Below are 17,193 nucleotides of genomic sequence, written 5' to 3'. Positions count from 1 at the left end.
TATTCGTATGCAGGAACGCTGGCAGATGAACAAATTGGGGTTTGTCAATTTTTGGCTGTATGACTGGGAGGAATTCCCCTTCAGCGATGGGCGGCTTTTGCTTCGCGGTGAAAACGGCGCGGGCAAATCCGTCACCACCCAAAGCTTTATTCCCTTTATGCTGGATGGCGATCTTCACCCGTATCGGCTGGATGCCTTCGGCAGCAAAGACCGCAATATGAAATACTATCTTTTGGGCGACGAGAAAGAGGAAAGCACCGGGTATCTCTATCTGGAATTTGTGAAACCGCAATCCCAGCTCTATCGCACCCTTGTGGTGGGACTGCGCGCCCGGCGGGATAAGCCCGTGGAGTTCTGGGGGTTCTGCCTGAGCGACGGACGGCGGATCGGAACCGGCGAACACGATTTCCCCCTTTTTGAAACCAAAGGTTCGCAGCATATCTCACTGAGCCGTCAGGAAGTCCGCAACCGGCTGGGACCAAACGAAAACTGGGCAGAACGAAGCAGCGACTACAAAGAGATGGTCAACCGCATGTTGTTTGGATGCGCCGAGCTGGAACAGTATGAGCGGCTTCTTCGGCTGCTGATCCAGATCCGAAAACCAAAACTGAGCAAGGATTTCTCGCCCCGTCTGGTGCGGGAAATTCTGAATTCCTCGTTGCAGCCCCTCAGTGAAGACGATATTGCCCCGATGGTCAACTCCATGGAGCGGATGGACAATATTCAGGTTCAGCTGGACGAGCTGCAGCGAAGCTTGCAGGCGGCCCGCCAGCTGCGCAAGGAATACATCCGCTACAATCAGTTTGTGCTGGGCAAAAAAGCAGAAACCTATCTCACTGCCCGCCATCTTGTCCAAAAACAGCAGCTGGAGGTTCAGGAAAAGGAGGATTTCATCTTACGGACACAACGCCGTCTTCAACAGGCGCAGACCGATGTCAAAAACTTTTCCCAGCGGGAGAGCGAACTCACCGGACAACTGAATACTCTGCAGGCAGACAGCCGTCTGGAGAGCAGTGTTCAGCGACTGGAACAGCTGCAAGAGGAAAAGCGCCAGCATCAAACTCAGATCGAGCAGGAACAAGCGAAGGAACGCCAAAAGCAGGCCACTCTTTCCGGCAAGGAGCTCCAGCAGCGCCAGGCCCGGAAGGAGGTTCAGGATCATCAGGACAATTTAGAGCAGCAGTTCCAGCAGCTGAATTTGCTGAACGTGGAGCTGCGCTGGGCGCATCACCCCTCTTCCCTGTCGGCCTTTGATTTCAATGTTCAGTTACCCTTGCTGGCACAGTATGCAAAGCGGCTGCGCAGTGCCGCAAATCTTTTGCAGCAACACAAATCCGCTCTGGAGCTGCTGGACGGCTACGAGCGGGATCTGGATGCAGCCAATCTGGAGCTGCAGCATGCCCACAGTCAGATGGAAGCAGCAGAACAGCTTGTGGTGCGGGAACGCGACAGCCTGTGTGCAGCCTTTGCCCAGCTGGAAACTCCCGCTCTCCCCTTCCGGCTGAACCGGGATGAGTTGCGGGAGCTGTTCCGGCTGGTGAACGGATATGAAGGTCTTTGTCAGGAACAGGCCATCCAGGAACTGCTGCGCACAGCCCGTGAAGCCCTCGCCCGTCCCCTTCAGGGCGAATTTTATCGACTCAAGCAGCTCTCTTCTCAACAGCAAGCGGCGCTCAATGAACTTGCGGCCAAACGCAGAGAGCTGGAACAGCAGGAAGAACTTCCTCCTCCCCGCTCCAAAGCAGTTCAGCAGACCCGTGATCTGCTGAAAGAGCGTGGCATTCCTCACGCCGCTTTTTACGAACTGGTGGATTTTGATGATCAGCTCTCACCGGAGCAACAGGCACTTTTGGAAACCCAGCTGATGGAAACCGGCCTTCTGGATGCGCTGGTGCTGCCTGAATCCGCCAAAGAGGATGCCGCCGTGATTCTGGCAGAGCACCCCGACCATTTTCTGAATCTGGAAAACACCCCACAGGCTATCGCTCCTGTTGCGCTGCGCCCTGCATCCGAAGCGCCTGCCTGGGCCAATGTGGCCGACCTTCTGAGTCGGATCTCTTCTCTGCCCGAGGGCACAGTCTATTTTTCCTCCGACGGACGCTACCGGCAGGGCGCTATTCAGGGCCGCAGTGTGGCGCTGCAGCCCGCCGGTTACATCGGTGCATCCACCCGCCGGGAAAATCGGCGCCGCCAGATTGCCGCCCTTTCTTTGCAGGTCGAGGAACAGCAACAGCAGATTCATGCCACACTGGAACAGATTCATCGGGTAGAAACGGACCTGTCCCTTTTGCAAAACGGATACGAGCAGCGCCCCACCACCGCCGATCTGGCGGCCTGTCTGCAGCTTGCATCCACCCAGCGGGCTGAAATTGAGCAAAAGGAACGCATTCATGAGGATCGACGGCAGCGTTTTTTGCGTCAGCAGGAACAGGCAAACGCGCTCCGGGCGCAGCTGCTTCCCCTGACCAAGGATCTGCCCTATGAGCGGAATGCCGAAACCTATGAAGCCATAGCAGGCTGCTGTGACGAGTACCGAAGCCTGTTTCAGGATATTTCCGCCGACAAACGGAAGCTGGAACTCACCGAAGGCCGCTTGAACGATCTGGAACAGCAGCTGGATGAGCTGAATGACAGCCTTCTGGAATGCACCGACCGAATCCGTTTTCACGAGGCAAATCTGCGCAAAACACAGGTCTCGATTGACGCATTGGAGGAGTACCTGAACCAGCCGGAAACCCGGGCTCTGGCCGAAAAGCTGGAGTCACTGCGCCAGGAGCTGGCACAGGTGCACGAGCGCCTGGAGGGTGCGAAAATGGAACTTGCACTGAGCCAGAACGATCTGCAGCACGATCTGCCGGATCTGTCTCAGCGCAAGGAGCGGCTACAGCGGGACATGCTGGAGGAGGAACGCAAGCGCCAGATTTTTGAGGAAGAGCTCTGCCATGGGCCGGGTCAGCCGGGACGCAATGACAACGAACTCTGGAAGCAGGCGGAAACCGCAAAGAATGCCATCCGGCAGAACGACCGGAATCTGGGACTGGACCGGCTGCGCACCTCCCTTGAAAAGAATGTGCGCGATGCCAGCGTGTTGAACTCCTATCGCATTACCCTGAACCCCCTGTTCGAGAATGAAGACAACCTGCTGCGCACCCGCGCCTGCATCGACCTGTATCCCAACGGACAGCGGATGGATCTTCTGGATTTCATCCAGTACATCGAACGCCACATTGAAGATGATCAGCAGATTCTTTCCATGGAGGACCGGCGTCTGTTTGAAACCATCCTGAACCAGACCATCACCACCAAGTTGAGTCATCGCATCAACAACAGTCAGGACTGGACCCGCCGCATGAGCGAAATTATGGAACAGCTGAACACCTCCATGGGTCTGCGGTTCAGCCTGAACTGGAAGGGAAAACCCGCCGATCAGCAGGAAGAGCTGACCACCCGCGAGCTCATCGATCTTCTGCGTAAAGATCCCGCTGTGATGGGCGATGCAGACCGGGATAAGATCACCAGCCATTTCCGCGCCAAAATCGCCAAGGCCCGGGAGCTGTCCCGCCAGAGTACTGTGCCTGCCACCTATTCCGAACTGATGCGGCAGGCACTGGATTTCCGCAACTGGTTCGAGTTCCAGCTCTATTATCAGAAGGGTAATTCTGTCAACCCGGCACCCACAAAACGAGAACTGACGGATTCCGCTTTTAACAGCTTCAGCGGCGGCGAAAAAGCCATGGCCATGTATGTGCCGCTGTTCGCCGCATTGTCCGCCCAATATGCTGCGGCCAGCGAGGATGCCCCCCAGCTCATGGCTCTGGATGAAGCCTTTGCCGGCGTGGACGAAACCAACATTGAGAGCATGTTCGCTCTGGTTCATCAGCTGGGGCTGAACTATATCATGAACTCGCAGGCGCTGTGGGGCTGCTATGCGTCGGTTCCGAGCCTGAACATCGCCGAGCTTTGGCGGCCGCAGGACGCGGATGTGGTCACGGTGGTACGCTATCACTGGGATGGCCATACACGCCGGATGGAGGAGCTATGAAGGACGAAGCACTTTGCCGATATTTCACCAATTTCCCTGCCTGGGAACGTCAGCTGAAACAGCTGCGCAAAAAATCCCTTGCGGGATATTCCGACGGCGTGATTCAGCTGAAGGATGCATCCGACGCGGAATGTCAGGCCGCCGAAGGTCTTCTGGGCCGCCGGTTTGTTCCGCCGCGCCTGCGCTACAAGCTTTCCGATTTTGAAAAAGCCCTGCGTGCCAGTCGATTCGCCGTTACAGATATGGCTGACTTCTGGCAGCGGCTGGACGGTCGGCCGCTGCTTTCCAATCCGCTCCAGAAAGCAGTCCGGCAGGATGCCGTACAGGCATTTTTTGCCGCCGAGGACGCCCTTCCCCACCAGCCGGTTACCCGAAACTGGCTTTACGCCATGGCACAGGACAAGAGCAACGGCTTTCAGCTGCTTGCACCCCACATTGAAACCGAGAAGGCCGCGGCGCACTGGCTGCACTGGGTCTGCTGCGCACTGGATCGACTGGCAACATCCTCTGAACCGGAGGAGCTGGCGCTGTGCAGCTATGCGGTTTCCACTGATCCCCATGCACTGGATGGACAAAAGCCCGCCGGGCATCTGCTGCTGCATGCGCTGGCTTACTGGAAAGGCTGGTCTGTTCCCTCGCTTTCCCGGGACAGGCTGGCACTGTACCGGGAATGTGGCCTGATGCTGGATGACATCTCCTGCTTTACGGTCCAGCGCGGCCTGATTCTGGCCCTGCCGGATGGCCGGGAGCATCCCGCCTGTGCCCAGCTGCGTCAGCAGGAACAGTTCTGTTTGCTGACCTCTTCCCAGATCTCTGCACTCGGAGCGGAGGGGCTGGCCATTGCCGATCGGTTGTGGCAAACCTATGGCGACCGGTTCCACCTCTGGCACATGACCTTGCAAGATTATCAGATTGCCCTTTCCACAAAGCCCATCTCATCCTCTTCCCGGCTCAGCCAGCTGGAAAAGGTTCAGTGTCCCTTCCTGCAGCCGGTGGCACAGGCAATCCTGCACCAGAAACAGACCGGATACCAGGAGGCACTGGTGGAACGCTACCGATCCGATTTGGTACAGCCCGGATAATCTGTTCTGCAAACGCGCATGGTTTCGTGATGCTTTTCCGGATTGCTCTCGCACAAAAAACGGAATTGGGCCCGTGTTTTATCCCCAATCCGAAAAATTCAGCGGATTTTGCGCACACCGTTTTGTACCAGTTTTAAAGAATTTGATTTTCGTTTGCGCATACCGATTTTATCTTTCGGATTTGCAGGGCTCTGTGATGGCAAGGCTGCGTGAAATTCCAGATGAGGGCGTGTGCCGGAATCCCTTGGGAGGGAGTTTCAGGCAATGTCCTCTTATGTAAATCCACTTTAGCAGACCTGACTCTGTATTCTACGGTTCCAGTCCGGTTTCCCCTGATGCTGAACTACCGGAGTGGTTTGAGCAATCCACCCGAATTGCATCCCGGGATCGGACTCTGCAGGCAGTCGGAAAATCCGGCAGAGCGGTTGCCGGATTAAAGTTGCATCAGCAACCAATCCGGACGGCGGCATCCCCCCTGGCCGCTCCGCACAGGAGGAAGCACTTTGCCGTCGACACAGATCGGGGGGATTCACACTCTGGTGGCAGACTGCATATTATGAAACATCACATAACGAAATGGAGGAAAATCCCATGAACCACGATTCCTGTTTCAGCAACTGCGACCAGACTGACCACGTCCCCAACCCTTATGCAGCCAACATTCCCTGTGCCGCACGTGCAAACGAAAACTACCGAACTGCATTCTGGACCGGTCATCATCTTCAGATGACCCTGATGTGCATTCCTGTTGGCGATGACATCGGCCTTGAGATGCATCCCGATACGGACCAGTGCATCCGAGTGGAGGCCGGCAAAGCCATTGTCAAGATGGGCTCCAACAAATGTCATCTGAACACCACGTACACCCTGCATGTTGGTGACGCTGTCTTTGTGCCCTGCGGCACCTGGCACAACATTTTCAACGATGGCGATTGCTCTCTGAAGCTGTCGTCCATCTATGCGCCCCCTCACCACCCCTGGGGTACTGTCCAACCCAACAAGGAGGACGCCGACTCCTAAAAAACACCTTTTTGACGGCTTACTGAAACAAAGCGGCACTTCTCAATAACCAATGAGAAGTGCCTCCACAAAACGCCCCAGACTCAGCAGAGCTTTCCGCCATGTCTGGGCGTTGTTTGTTTTGTGCGTTCTCCCTGCAGGAGATTGTCCGATTCAAGAAGCCTCCGGCTTCTTCACGCAAGGTAAAAATTGAAGGAAGAGAAGAAACTTTCACTGTCCAACAAGGAACCGGCAAAGCAGCATGCCAGGGCATAACCGCACCCAAGGAAAAAGCAGCTTCATTTTCTGCTTCTTCCCTTGCTTTGTTTCTACCGAAAAAAGGACGAATGTACCACCATACAATCCGTAATGAAAAACGCAGGCGGTTTTGTCTTAAAAAACCCGAAAATCCTTCTATAATAAGGAACCCTCGATGAACGGAGGGACAAGCCCTTCACGACCATAAGTCTCCCCTTCGAACTTGACGAAAAAAATTGTACGCAGCCATATGCAAAAAAACTGGAAAGAATCCGAAAAAGGGGTTTCATAAGAACCAAACAGCACAAATTCTTATAACCTCAGGAGGATTCGGCATATGAGCCATTCCAAAAACGACTTTCCGATCATGGGCGGAACCGGCCGCCAAGTCACCAAACCATATAGAGGAAGCTATGACGCTTTCTATAAGTTGATCAACCCCAACACCAAAAATCCATATACCAATGCCGAGCTGGCTGCGGAACTGGAACATCGTCAGCAGGAATATTCTGTCCTCGCCCAGCTGATTACCCCGGATTTGGAGGAAATCCAAAAGAAGGCACGTTGCCATCCCAATGCCGAATTCAAACTCGCACGCCGCGGAAAAAGCCGTAAAAAGGCAGAAGAACTCCTTCACAGGGAAGCCTACCCGATACTGGAACGCATCGCCAAATTGCTTTTTCGCCCCCTCTGGAAAAGTAATTTGAAATGTGGAAACGTGACCGTGCTCGATTACGTCCATTTTGTGGGCGACACCCTTTACGCAGACAAATCTCTCAAAGAAGCTGCATCACTGCGGTCTTGTATCAACAGAATTATATTGCCGATGATCGGCGACATCCAGCTTCATCAGCTGTCGCCCGATCGGCAGAAGGCGATCGTTCAGAGACTCAATAGTCGACTTAAAAACGATGAAACCATCTCGCTAACTGCAAAAACCCATACACAGGCGGCATACAGACTGTTGTTCCAGTCGCTTGTGCAAAACGGATATCCTGCTGCACGCGAAGGAGTGCGACTCTCTGATGAAATCACCCGCATAAAGCGCCAGAACCGTGGGATCATCAACAGCTGCCGTGAAAATCATCTGGACGATACATTCCGCGCCGCTCTCTTTTCCATTCTTGCCCCCGCCGATCGTCTTTATGATCTCTGGCTGGTTGCACTGATCTACACCGGTCTGGCTCCCAACGAAATTCCCGCTCTGTGTTTTGGCGACATCGATCAGCTGGAACTGCGTGATGAAAACTGCTACACCATCACGGTGACCAAACAGATCCGGGACACAAACACTGTTTGCCGTGCAATCAGTGCCGATAATGACGATTTCCCGATTCATCGTTTGCGGCGTGTCGTTTTCCCTCCATGGGTGGCAAACGTTATGCTGAAGTATATTGAGTATCTGCACAGCTCCGGGTGTTCTAATGCTCAAATTGCCGACATGCGCCTTTCCGGCATGAGTTCGGGAAAAATCGTTGGAGCAAAAGATATCCGTGATCGCATCAACTCGATCATGCAGCAGGCCGGCATCCCCAAAGCGAACATTCCACGCACGAAGAAGAGCGGCAAATCCAGGTTTCAGACCGAAAAGCGGGACATTGAGCTGCTACAGCGGGATGCCAAATACATCGCCAAATGTTGTGGGGCCGATGATGCCATGATCCACGCTATGTTCGGCCTGCCAGCCACAACGATGGACGAGAAACATTACCTGGACACCCTGTGCGACGATTATGCCGTTACCCGCTATCTCAGACTGCGCCGGTACACACCGTTTTCAGACCAGTCTGTTCCGCAGCGTCGCATTTTCCATATAGAAAACAACACCGATACAGCGCAAACCATCCGCATCAACAGCAACTATGCCATTCTGGCATCATGGAGGTCCAATAATTAATGGAAGATTTTGAACACAACGGCGTATATTTTAAAGCAAACCTGTCGTATCCCTCCTCATACAAGGCAAGTGACACACCATGCCGTATTCGCATTACACCCCGTGATCCGAAAACCGGAAAGGCGATCACAAAACGGCAGCTCCGCGGCAGCGACAGCGACAAACCCGCCGAAACAGCAATTTTCGGCAGGGACATTGATGATATCCGAAAGAACCTCTTCCCGTCTATTGCTGACGGTATCATTGCACAGATGCATCTGGCTGGATTTTTTGATTCCGGGCAGGCTTCAACCGCTCCCGCGGTCGATCTGGGAGAATTGGCCCGCACCTACCGGGATGCATTTTTTGCCTTTTCACAGCGCGAAAGAAACTGGGCTCCGCTCACGGTCAAGGATTATGGTTATCAATTCGACAAACTGATTCCTCATCTGGATGGTATCAACGCACTTACAATCAACGATGAGATTTATACCGCTGTTTTCAAATCCATCTGCGATGCTGCACGCAAAGCGACAAAAGGCAAAAAGGATGATCCGTATCAGGAGGTGCCATCTGCGGCACAGAAGCGTTACGGTTTGCTGAAACAGTTGATCAGTTACCTGATTGAAGAGGATGACATACAGATTGACTGTCTTCCCCCGGACCTCGACGGCAAAACATCCCACCTGTCATCGATTATGTCTCAGGTGGATGGGGTTCGCAGCTTGCCGCCTGACGAGCTGCTCGCATTGTGCAAAAACTCCCCGCTTGCCGATGTGATCAGCATTCTCACCGATACCGGACTTCGAATCGGCGAGTTTACCGGTCTGCTGTTTTGCTCGCTGGGCTATCTGGATGGATCGCAGGGACGGATGTATTATCTGCGTGTTTCCGGCCAGCTGCTGCCAGACGGCAAGTGCACTGAAATGCCCAAAACCCTGCCCTCCTATCGCATCATCCCCTTATGCCCAGAGGTAGGCGAAGCCATGTATCAACGGGCGATGACTTTGAGTGTAATCCATGGGGACCTCTCCCTGCAGCTGCTTTGCGGTCAATCGGAAGGTGACGCCTTCCTCACCGATCCCGCAACGATGCGCATTTATCGGGATCATCTGTCGAACGCTATTACTGATTTGCTGCGCAATGAGGGCATGCTCCAGTCCTTGTACGCTGCCAGACAGTATGTATTCAATATCAAACAGCAAAACGAACACGTATACCGTCGACTGACCGGTCACTCGGAACGACGCAACTTCTGCACCTTCCTTTATTGTCACAGCGGTTTCGATGCTCCGGAAACCCCCAAACTGATGGGACATGCAGACAAAACCCGAAAACAACCGTCCACTTCATACGGGGCGACTCCCAGCGAAATGTACCGCATGTGCCTGAGACGATATGTCTCTCAATCCTTGCTGCATTCTGCACAGCCTTTGCGCTACCAGGCGGATAACTTCAAACGCAGCGAAGTGCCTTCCTGCGCCCTGGAATTGACCCTGCCTCCTCACAGCAGTTATGACCTGATTGTTGATGATATGGATCCGGAAAACGAGCTTCATTTCTCCGGCACCCTCACCGCACAGAAGGTGCGACAGGATGATTTCACGCCCGGTCCCTATCCCTATGCCCTTTTGGCGGATCCCGACATGTACATGGTGCGCAGAAAGAGCAAGCTCTTTTCTTGATGGCTGGTTTTTGATTCAGCATTGAATAGGAGCTGCTGATTCCAGAAGTTTCTTATGTTCTTTTTCAGATTCACTGCGGGGTGGTCCGACCAACCGATCAGGGTCGCCCTGCTTTTTTATGTTCCAGAAATTGTTCGGGACAGAATACGCATTCTTGGGAGAATACGCCCGGGCCACCCCACAACTTCATATCCGGGTGTAGCGCAGTTGGTAGCGCGCCTGCTTTGGGAGCAGGATGCCGCAGGTTCGAATCCTGTCACTCGGACCACCTTTCTTAGAAAAACCGCTTATTTAGGCGGTTTTTCTGCGTTTTGAGTTCGGGTTTTGCGGTTTTGGAGATTGCTGTTTTGCGGCGGTCCCAGGGGCAGAACAGCGGCTGGGGCATGAGTGAGTGTAGCGACTGGAACCGCCAAATCCCTAACCCATCCCTAACAGGGAAACTTCTGCATTTTTCCGTTAATATCGGTGCTGTTGTCGGCTACTCCTGATCGCATGTCTACGCTGTGTAGGTCGTGAAGCAGGATTTCTCCTGCTGTAAGTCGATCTTTGACCTATCTTAAATTCAATAAAGCGTCCACCAGTATTCAAACACTTTACGATACTGGTTGCCCTTCTTCGATAGGCCGAAATACTTACGGACTTTTCGATTGGATCTTCGCTTCAGGTACTGTTGACAATCGCTGGACTTCATATACTGAATGTGCAGTCCGGAATGAAGTAACGTTCTTAATCTCTCATAGTCTCCCTTGATATACCCCATGTTTGGTGCGTACCTGCTGTGCTGAATGAGAAACAGAAGATGGTCTGAGTGCTTGACACATTGGGTACGGCGATATTGGCGACCGGAACGTCGACCGCATCCGGGCTCGTTTTTAGTAGATCCCAAGATCTCGGCGATCCGCTTGTTTAACTCTTGCTCTGTCATAAGTCTTCCTGCTCTGTACGGTCCGGGTGATTGGGTTGACCCCGTGCCAGGAGCCACGCTGTTTCGCGTGGTATTCCCGCCGGGCTTTCTTACTGCGTTTGTCCAATGGAACCAACTGCGTCACAGCTGATCATCTCCTTCTTTTTGTCTTGGTGTGGTCACCCCAGAGGGCACAGCACAGCAATCGCTGGCTGATATACGGATGGCACCGAGGATGTTCCGATCGTAGACTCTTCTATAACAATCTCATTACAAATGGCAAAGATCGCTTGCTATTTCAGAACATATCAGGTATGCTGAAGTACTCCGCTGAGGCGGAGATCATCCTGATGAATGGAGGCGATCCATATGTCCATGATTCAGTTTCCTGTCATCGATCCTGTGGCTACCGGGGCGAATATCTGCCGGCTCCGGAAGGATCGCGGCCTGACAGTCCGAGATCTCCAGCGCTATTTCGGATTTGAGGAGCCGCAAGCCATCTACAAATGGCAGCGGGGCCAGAGCCTTCCCAGTGTAGATAACCTCTATGCACTGAGCGCTTTGCTCCAGGTGCCGATGAACGAGATCATCATCTCCACTTCTCATATCGTTTCTTGGGAGCAGCAGGCAGCCGCCTGCTGCTCAGGTCTTTTTATGGGGAAATTTCTTCAGGTACAGTGGGCATGGCAGAATTTCAAAACCGCTTAGATCCTTATCCGCCTGTGCCCATGGGCCTGCCGCGATCCTGCTGGACGGCCGCAGCCCTTGGGTGAACAAGCGACTTCATAATAGAATATCACGCCATTATGGCAGGTATCAGAGAAGCGTAAGGTCGAATTCTGCTTTTGACAATGGATGTGTGTTAGAAATGGCAGTATTTCGGTGGACGAGGATGGAGGCGACTGACGAGCCTTTCACAATGAGTTATGAGCTCATGTTGCATTCATCAGATGCAGTCCATTCTTTGCCGGGGAATGCGCAGCATCATAATTCATCTGCGCCTGAACCGATCATCACTGCCTATCCATTCTGCCACGCCCACCACACCTGAAGGTGTGGTGACGGCATTTATGCAGCCGTACTCTTTTCGATAAAATCGCTGAGGATGTCCTCAAAGCTGTCATTTATGTCAAAGGGCGGCTCATAGGATACCTCGGTGTTGACCAGACACTTGTCCAGGGACATGGAGATCTCGTCAGCCCTCTTGCTGAGCGCCGTGGCCATGCCTCGGATCTTGTTCCGATCAAAGTCGATGGTTGTGACCTGCGTGGCATCACAGCGGTAGGAGACCTGGTTTCCCTCGCCGTTGAATCGGAAGCCGGAGCCTCCGCCGGTAATGGTCTTTTCACTGTTGCGGAGCATGGTCATATGGCGGAATACCTCAGCCAATTCCTGACGCTGCCGGTTCAGGCCCACCTCGCTGTCCATATCCAAATCCAATGCGTTCTTGGCGCCGTGGATAGCCCGGCACAATTTCTCCCGCTCCTCCAGCAGGGACATGAGGAAGGCGGCTACCTCGTTGGCGTGGCCGGCATACTCGCTGGGAGCAGCTTCCTCCACTACGGCATCCTGAGTATCGGACATGACCTTGCTCCGAAGATGAGTGGTCTTGACCTTGACGATATTGCGCCGGTCCTGAAGGATGGCAGTGGCCTCACACATCAGAGCTTTCAGTTTATTCTGGAATCGAAACGCATCTTTCATATTCATGGATCATACCTCCTTATGTCACTCCCCGGCGGAACGATTTGATGGGTCAAGCATACTCCAAACTTGATCAGTTGTCATTGAACTGCTGGTTGAATATGGCGAGGTTTGCTTTTTCGTGCGTTATAGGCGGTTCCGGCTTGACCGTGTCCATTTCCGCGAAGCCGCTGGCATTCTCTGCCGTTCCTGGCTGCATGTCTACGCTGCGTAGGTTGTGGAGCCGCACCTCTCCTGTTATAATCTCGATAAAATCTTTGTACAGGAGACCAAACGCATGAACTTATATGTCACCGGCAATACCATCAAGCAGCTGCGGGAGCAGAAAAAGATGACGCAGGCAGAACTTGCAGATAAGATCGATGTCAGCAGCAAGACCGTTTCCAAGTGGGAGACCGCCAAAGGGCTGCCGGATATCTCGCTCCTTGAACCGCTTTCCGCTGCCCTGGGGGTCTCTGTCATGGAACTCATGAAGGGCGATGCTGTCATCAATCAAAACAGATCCGCCAATCTGCTTCGCTCCAAGCTGTACGTCTGCCCCATCTGCGGCAACGTGATCCACACCCTGGGGGATACGGTCATCAGCTGCTGCGGCGTGTCTCTTCCTGCTTTGGAAGCGGAAGCGCCCGATGAACACCATGAGATCCAGATCGAGCCGGTAGAGGATGAGCACTTCATCACCGTCCATCATCCCATGACAAAATCCCACTACATCTCCTTTTTGGCCTATGTGACATCCGAAAAGTTTCAGATGATCAAGCTGTACCCGGAAGGAAACGCAGAGTGCCGTTTTCGTCTCCGAGGCCGAGGATACCTGTATTGCTACTGCAATCGCCATGGATTGATGGTGAAGCAGATCCGATAACCAGGTGCGATAAACACGAAGCGCAGTCAGAGTGCATCCGCAAGGGATGCACTCTGACTTTTTATATAGAGTTCCTTTACCCCACTCTCTCGAATGGTATCACCTTGCACCGGCTCTCCTCCGGCGGGTCGGGCGGCTCGGGTTCCGGCTTGGCTGTGGCCGTTTCCATGAAGCCGCCGATCTTCTCCGCCGCGCCCCTCTGCATCTCGTTGGTGATGTGCGTATAGGTATCCAGGGTAAACCCGGCGCTGAAGTGGCCCAGCATACTGGACAGGGTCTTCACATCCACGCCGCTGGAGAGGGCCATGGTGGCGAAGGTATGCCTGAGATCGTGGAAGCGCACATGCTCCTCGATACCGGCCATTGCCAGCAGCTTGCGATTGATCCTGGACACCGCATCTGGGCTCCAGTAGCCACCGGTGCGGGGCGATGGGAACAGGATGGGGTTGTCGGGGTGCTGTTCATGCTCCCGCACCAGGATGTCCACTGCCTGCTGGGACAGCGCCACTCTGCGGACAGAGTTCTTGGTTTTCGGCTCGGTTATCACCAGCTCCCCGTCGATCCGGGTGACCTGCTTGCTCACCGAGAGGATGCGATCCTTCACGTTCAGGTCATCCCACAGCAGCGCCAGTAGCTCCCCGCGCCGCAGGCCGCTGGACAGCTCCAGGAAGAACATGGGCAGGACGCCGTACTTCTCTGCCTCGCGGAGATACGTCCCCAGCTTCTCTGGCGGGATGATGGTCATCTCCCGGTGCTCTTTGCGCGGGATGCGGCAGTTGTCGCAGGGGTTGTAGGGGATGATCCGCTCCTTGACCGCCTGCTTGAGCGCCGAGGAGAGCACCATGTGGATGCGGCGTACCGTACTGCCGGACAGGGCCGTGTTGGTCTGCGTTTCAAACCGCTGCACCCGCCCGCGGGCCTTGGAATCGTTGTACATCTGCTGGATCTGGATGGCGGTGAGCCGCTTGAGCTTGACCATCCCGATGGCCGGCACGATGTGGTTCTCGATGATATTCCTGTAGTTCTTGGCGGTGTTGGGGCGGATCACCGGCTTGCTGTAGGTCTCGAACCACAGCCTGCACCACTCCGCCACGGTGTAGTCCTCGTTGTGGTCCATCGGGATGCCCCGGTTGTCCCGGATGGCCCGGTCCAGCTTTTCCTTGCACTCGGCCCGCGTCTTGGCGGACACGCTTTTCTGGATGGCACGGCCGGTGGCGGGGTCGATCCCCAGGGTGTATCTGCCCTCCCAGCGGCCGTTGGGCTTTCTGCGAATGCTGCCCTCGCCGTTTGCTCGTTTCTTTGCCATTGGTTGTCCCTCCTTTCGGCAACACAAACAAATACCACAGAATCCCGGAAATAGCTACTAAAATATTTCCGTCTTTTGAGCCGCCTGCTCCTCGATCCACGCCATGAACTTATCCCGGGGGACGATGATGCGGCTGCCCAGGGTGATGGTGGGGAAATCCTTCCGGTGCGCCACCTCGTAGGCGTGGGCCAGGCCGATACCCAACACATCGGCCACATCCTGCACGGTCAGCATCAGAGGGAGCTCGTTGAACGAGTTATACTTGGATCGTTTCATCAGATTCCTTTCCACCCTTCCCGCGGAAGGGATTTTATTCCTTGTTTTGCGGCCCATTTTCTGCGCCGCTCACATGGTCATTTCGGGCTGCTGCTCCTCATGGTCATCCGGTTTGTGGCCCTGGGCAATCTTCTTTTCCCGCAGCTTTTTGAGCCGCTTGCGGTCGATCTGGATGCCGCCGGGGCGGGACTCGGGCAGGGAGTTGTCCTGGAACACCCGGCTCATGTGGTAGAGCAGCCGCGTTACCGCCAGCATCACATCGGGCGGACGCTGTTCCTCCCTGTGGTCCAGAAGGTACCGGGCGTATTCGTTCCCCTGCTCCGCCGACCGGGTCAGCCATTGAACGGCGCGCTCCTCATCCCGGGGCACTTCCTTTCCCATGAGGTACAGCTTGCCCAGCAGGTACTGGGCATAGGGATTGCCTTGCTCGGCGGAACGGGTGAACCACTCCACGGCGCCCGCCGCGTCCTGTTTCGTGATCTCGCCGCGGAGCAGCTCTTTGCCCAGGCGGTACATGGCCCACCTGTTTCCGCCTTCCGCAGCGGTGCGCAGCCAGTCCATGCCCCGCGCGGTGTCCCGCACCTCCAGATCGCCAGAAAGAAACAGCTTGGCGAGGGCGTACTGCGCCGCCGGATGCCCCTGCCGGGCGGCCTGCTCGAACCAATACCGAGCGTTCACCCCGTCGGGGATCAGCAGAGGGCCGTCCCGCCAGAGCTTGCCCAGCAGGTATTGCGAGTAGCGGTCGCCGCCCTTGGCCAGCTTCTCCAGCTCCGATACCGCGCCGCTCCGCTCCTCCATCGTCAGCTCTTCATTTCGGATGACCTCCTGCAGCGTCCAGTACGCATAGGGCGCATTTCGGAACTGCTCCGGCTCATCCCGCTGGCCCATGTCCTGGTCCTCGAAGGTAACTTGGCCCAGACGCAGCCGCTCCGCTTCCCGGATGACGGCGTTTTTGATCTGCCGGAACTCCTTTTCCTTGGAGAGCGGGAGCCGCTCCCGAGGCTTGTCGTGGTAGTAGCCATCCACCTTTCCCTGGAGCAGGAGCCACTGGTCGTAGCACTGGCTCACCACAGGGAGCCGCTCCATCTGATCCACGATCTCGTCCACCAGCCCCTTGAGCCGTTTGGGAAGATAGCCGTAGGTTTTCTTGCCCTTGACCGTCCCCAGACCCGCCGCCAGCTCCTGCATGAGCCGCTCGGCCTCCGGGTGGTCGCACAGGCCGTCCCGCATCGCCTGCACCAGCTCCAGCATGGCCCGCCGCGCCTGCCGCACCAGCTCGTCCCGGGACTCCGACTTCTGCTCGTAGAGGTGGAGCATCTCATCCCGGAAGATGTCGTTGGTCAGCCTGGACTTGATCTGGCGGATGCCCTCTTTGGAGAGGTAGGCTTGTCCTGGCGTGGCCGACCAGGCCATCATGTGGATGTGCGGATGCTCGCCCTCGTCGTGGAAGGCCGCGTACCAGCGGAAGTCAGCAGGTGGTATTTTCATCGCCGCCGCGATCTCGTTGCGGTGGGCGCGGATGAGATTTCTCCACGCCGCGGCGTTGTTGAAGCCCAAACGCGCCGCGTCCTCCCGCTTGAGAGAGATGATGTGCGTCCACACATTTCCGGTGTACTGCTCCAGTTCTGCCATCGCTTTTTCAAGCGACACGCCGTCGTTGTCGCCGAACAGTCCGTGGGAACCGAGGCGCTCCGCCCGGGGCCGGGTGGCGATGTACTTCATATACTGCTCCGACTGGCGTAGCGCATCCCAGTTGGATTCCAGCGCCAGGGTGATGAACGCAGAGGCCGCCGCCTTGGTGGGCTTGGTCTGGAAGCTCTCATACTCGTAGAGAGTTTTGGTGTCGGGGAAATCCTTCACCAGCTTTGCAATGAGCTTCTCCTGTTTGCGTGTGGGCGGACGGTCATCCGGAAGAATCTCCACCCGCTCCCGGGTTGCGATGTAGCGGAGGTACCCCGCCGCGCCGCCGGTGCTTTTGATGTAGGGGCTTTTCAGGATCAGTCTTGCCATTCGTCACCATCCCAGTCCGGCTCCCCGGCGGAGCGTGTCCGCTTCTCCAGCGAGATAAGTCCGTTGGTGGCTATCACGTTCCGAACGCTCTGCGCCCGCCTGCGTTTCAGATCGTCCCGGTCTACCTCCACCGCATCCGCGATGATCCCGATGAGCAGATCCAGCTCCACCTCCCGGGTGAACTCC

11 protein-coding genes, 1 tRNA gene and 2 pseudogenes are annotated in these 17,193 nt (G+C 55.4%); 9 read left to right on the top strand and 5 right to left on the bottom strand.

The genetic code is table 11. The annotated features are described in order from the left end of the window. Positions 1-7 precede the first annotated feature (7 nt). From J7G73_RS06080 to J7G73_RS13685, 8 genes and pseudogenes are all read left to right on the top strand, one after another. A complete protein-coding gene (locus J7G73_RS06080) occupies positions 8-4,042 on the top strand; it encodes a TIGR02680 family protein (RefSeq protein ID WP_291245613.1) in 4,035 nt (1,344 codons plus the stop codon). Beyond that, on the top strand, positions 4,039-5,124 hold the full coding sequence (locus tag J7G73_RS06075) for a TIGR02679 domain-containing protein (RefSeq protein ID WP_291245612.1): 1,086 nt from the start codon (positions 4,039-4,041) through the stop codon (positions 5,122-5,124). The genes J7G73_RS06080 and J7G73_RS06075 overlap by 4 nt, the downstream gene beginning before the upstream one ends. A gap of 363 nt (positions 5,125-5,487) precedes the next feature. Next, a pseudogene (locus J7G73_RS13690) lies at positions 5,488-5,715 on the top strand (poly(ADP-ribose) glycohydrolase domain-containing protein); the annotation flags it as partial. After that, a complete protein-coding gene (locus J7G73_RS06070) occupies positions 5,716-6,144 on the top strand; it encodes a cupin domain-containing protein (RefSeq protein WP_291245611.1) in 429 nt (142 codons plus the stop codon). 574 nt (positions 6,145-6,718) lie between these two features. Further along, on the top strand, positions 6,719-8,278 hold the full coding sequence (locus J7G73_RS06065) for a hypothetical protein (RefSeq protein WP_291245610.1): 1,560 nt from the start codon (positions 6,719-6,721) through the stop codon (positions 8,276-8,278). Continuing rightward, entirely contained in the window at positions 8,278-9,942 is a 1,665-nt protein-coding gene (locus J7G73_RS06060; RefSeq protein ID WP_291245609.1) for a hypothetical protein, read from the top strand. The genes J7G73_RS06065 and J7G73_RS06060 overlap by 1 nt, the downstream gene beginning before the upstream one ends. A gap of 192 nt (positions 9,943-10,134) precedes the next feature. Beyond that, positions 10,135-10,210, top strand: a tRNA-Pro gene (locus J7G73_RS06055). A 1,005-nt stretch (positions 10,211-11,215) separates the two neighbouring features. Then, positions 11,216-11,554: a helix-turn-helix domain-containing protein gene (locus J7G73_RS13685; RefSeq protein WP_367113958.1), complete on the top strand. Its 339-nt coding sequence runs from the start codon at positions 11,216-11,218 to the stop codon at positions 11,552-11,554. Positions 11,555-11,914: 360 nt separating this feature from the next. Here J7G73_RS13685 and J7G73_RS06045 read toward each other — a convergent pair whose 3' ends face one another. After that, positions 11,915-12,556 (bottom strand): hypothetical protein, encoded by a 642-nt coding sequence (locus J7G73_RS06045; protein ID WP_119347215.1) that lies wholly within the window; start codon positions 12,554-12,556, stop codon positions 11,915-11,917. 271 nt (positions 12,557-12,827) lie between these two features. Here J7G73_RS06045 and J7G73_RS06040 point away from each other — a divergent pair, with 271 nt between their 5' ends. After that, positions 12,828-13,415: a helix-turn-helix domain-containing protein gene (locus J7G73_RS06040; protein WP_119347216.1), complete on the top strand. Its 588-nt coding sequence runs from the start codon at positions 12,828-12,830 to the stop codon at positions 13,413-13,415. Between the two features lie 76 nt (positions 13,416-13,491). Here J7G73_RS06040 and J7G73_RS06035 read toward each other — a convergent pair whose 3' ends face one another. The 4 genes and pseudogenes from J7G73_RS06035 to J7G73_RS06020 form a co-directional block, all read right to left on the bottom strand. Further along, a complete protein-coding gene (locus J7G73_RS06035) occupies positions 13,492-14,721 on the bottom strand; it encodes a site-specific integrase (protein ID WP_119347217.1) in 1,230 nt (409 codons plus the stop codon). A gap of 57 nt (positions 14,722-14,778) precedes the next feature. Next, positions 14,779-14,997 (bottom strand): helix-turn-helix domain-containing protein, encoded by a 219-nt coding sequence (locus tag J7G73_RS06030; RefSeq protein ID WP_087188798.1) that lies wholly within the window; start codon positions 14,995-14,997, stop codon positions 14,779-14,781. A gap of 69 nt (positions 14,998-15,066) precedes the next feature. Beyond that, complete coding sequence (mobP3, locus tag J7G73_RS06025; RefSeq protein ID WP_291245608.1) at positions 15,067-17,007, bottom strand: MobP3 family relaxase; 1,941 nt, start codon at positions 17,005-17,007, stop codon at positions 15,067-15,069. Then, a pseudogene (locus J7G73_RS06020) lies at positions 16,995-17,193 on the bottom strand (hypothetical protein); the annotation flags it as partial. The pseudogene J7G73_RS06020 and the gene mobP3, both read right to left, overlap by 13 nt.

This window comes from Allofournierella sp., from assembly GCF_017889395.1.
Lineage (GTDB): Bacteria > Bacillota > Clostridia > Oscillospirales > Ruminococcaceae > Allofournierella.
This window is presented reverse-complemented; position numbering and strand designations above follow the sequence as displayed.

Bases quoted from the DNA above. Each gene is read 5' to 3' on its own strand.
- J7G73_RS06080 (WP_291245613.1), top strand. From the start codon at position 8: ATGCAGGAACGCTGGCAGATGAACAAATTGGGGTTTGTCAATTTTTGG.
- J7G73_RS06075 (WP_291245612.1), top strand. From the start codon at position 4,039: ATGAAGGACGAAGCACTTTGCCGATATTTCACCAATTTCCCTGCCTGG.
- J7G73_RS06070 (WP_291245611.1), top strand. From the start codon at position 5,716: ATGAACCACGATTCCTGTTTCAGCAACTGCGACCAGACTGACCACGTC.
- J7G73_RS06065 (WP_291245610.1), top strand. From the start codon at position 6,719: ATGAGCCATTCCAAAAACGACTTTCCGATCATGGGCGGAACCGGCCGC.
- J7G73_RS06060 (WP_291245609.1), top strand. From the start codon at position 8,278: ATGGAAGATTTTGAACACAACGGCGTATATTTTAAAGCAAACCTGTCG.
- J7G73_RS13685 (WP_367113958.1), top strand. From the start codon at position 11,216: ATGTCCATGATTCAGTTTCCTGTCATCGATCCTGTGGCTACCGGGGCG.
- J7G73_RS06045 (WP_119347215.1), bottom strand. From the start codon at position 12,556: ATGAATATGAAAGATGCGTTTCGATTCCAGAATAAACTGAAAGCTCTG.
- J7G73_RS06040 (WP_119347216.1), top strand. From the start codon at position 12,828: ATGAACTTATATGTCACCGGCAATACCATCAAGCAGCTGCGGGAGCAG.
- J7G73_RS06035 (WP_119347217.1), bottom strand. From the start codon at position 14,721: ATGGCAAAGAAACGAGCAAACGGCGAGGGCAGCATTCGCAGAAAGCCC.
- J7G73_RS06030 (WP_087188798.1), bottom strand. From the start codon at position 14,997: ATGAAACGATCCAAGTATAACTCGTTCAACGAGCTCCCTCTGATGCTG.
- mobP3 (WP_291245608.1), bottom strand. From the start codon at position 17,007: ATGGCAAGACTGATCCTGAAAAGCCCCTACATCAAAAGCACCGGCGGC.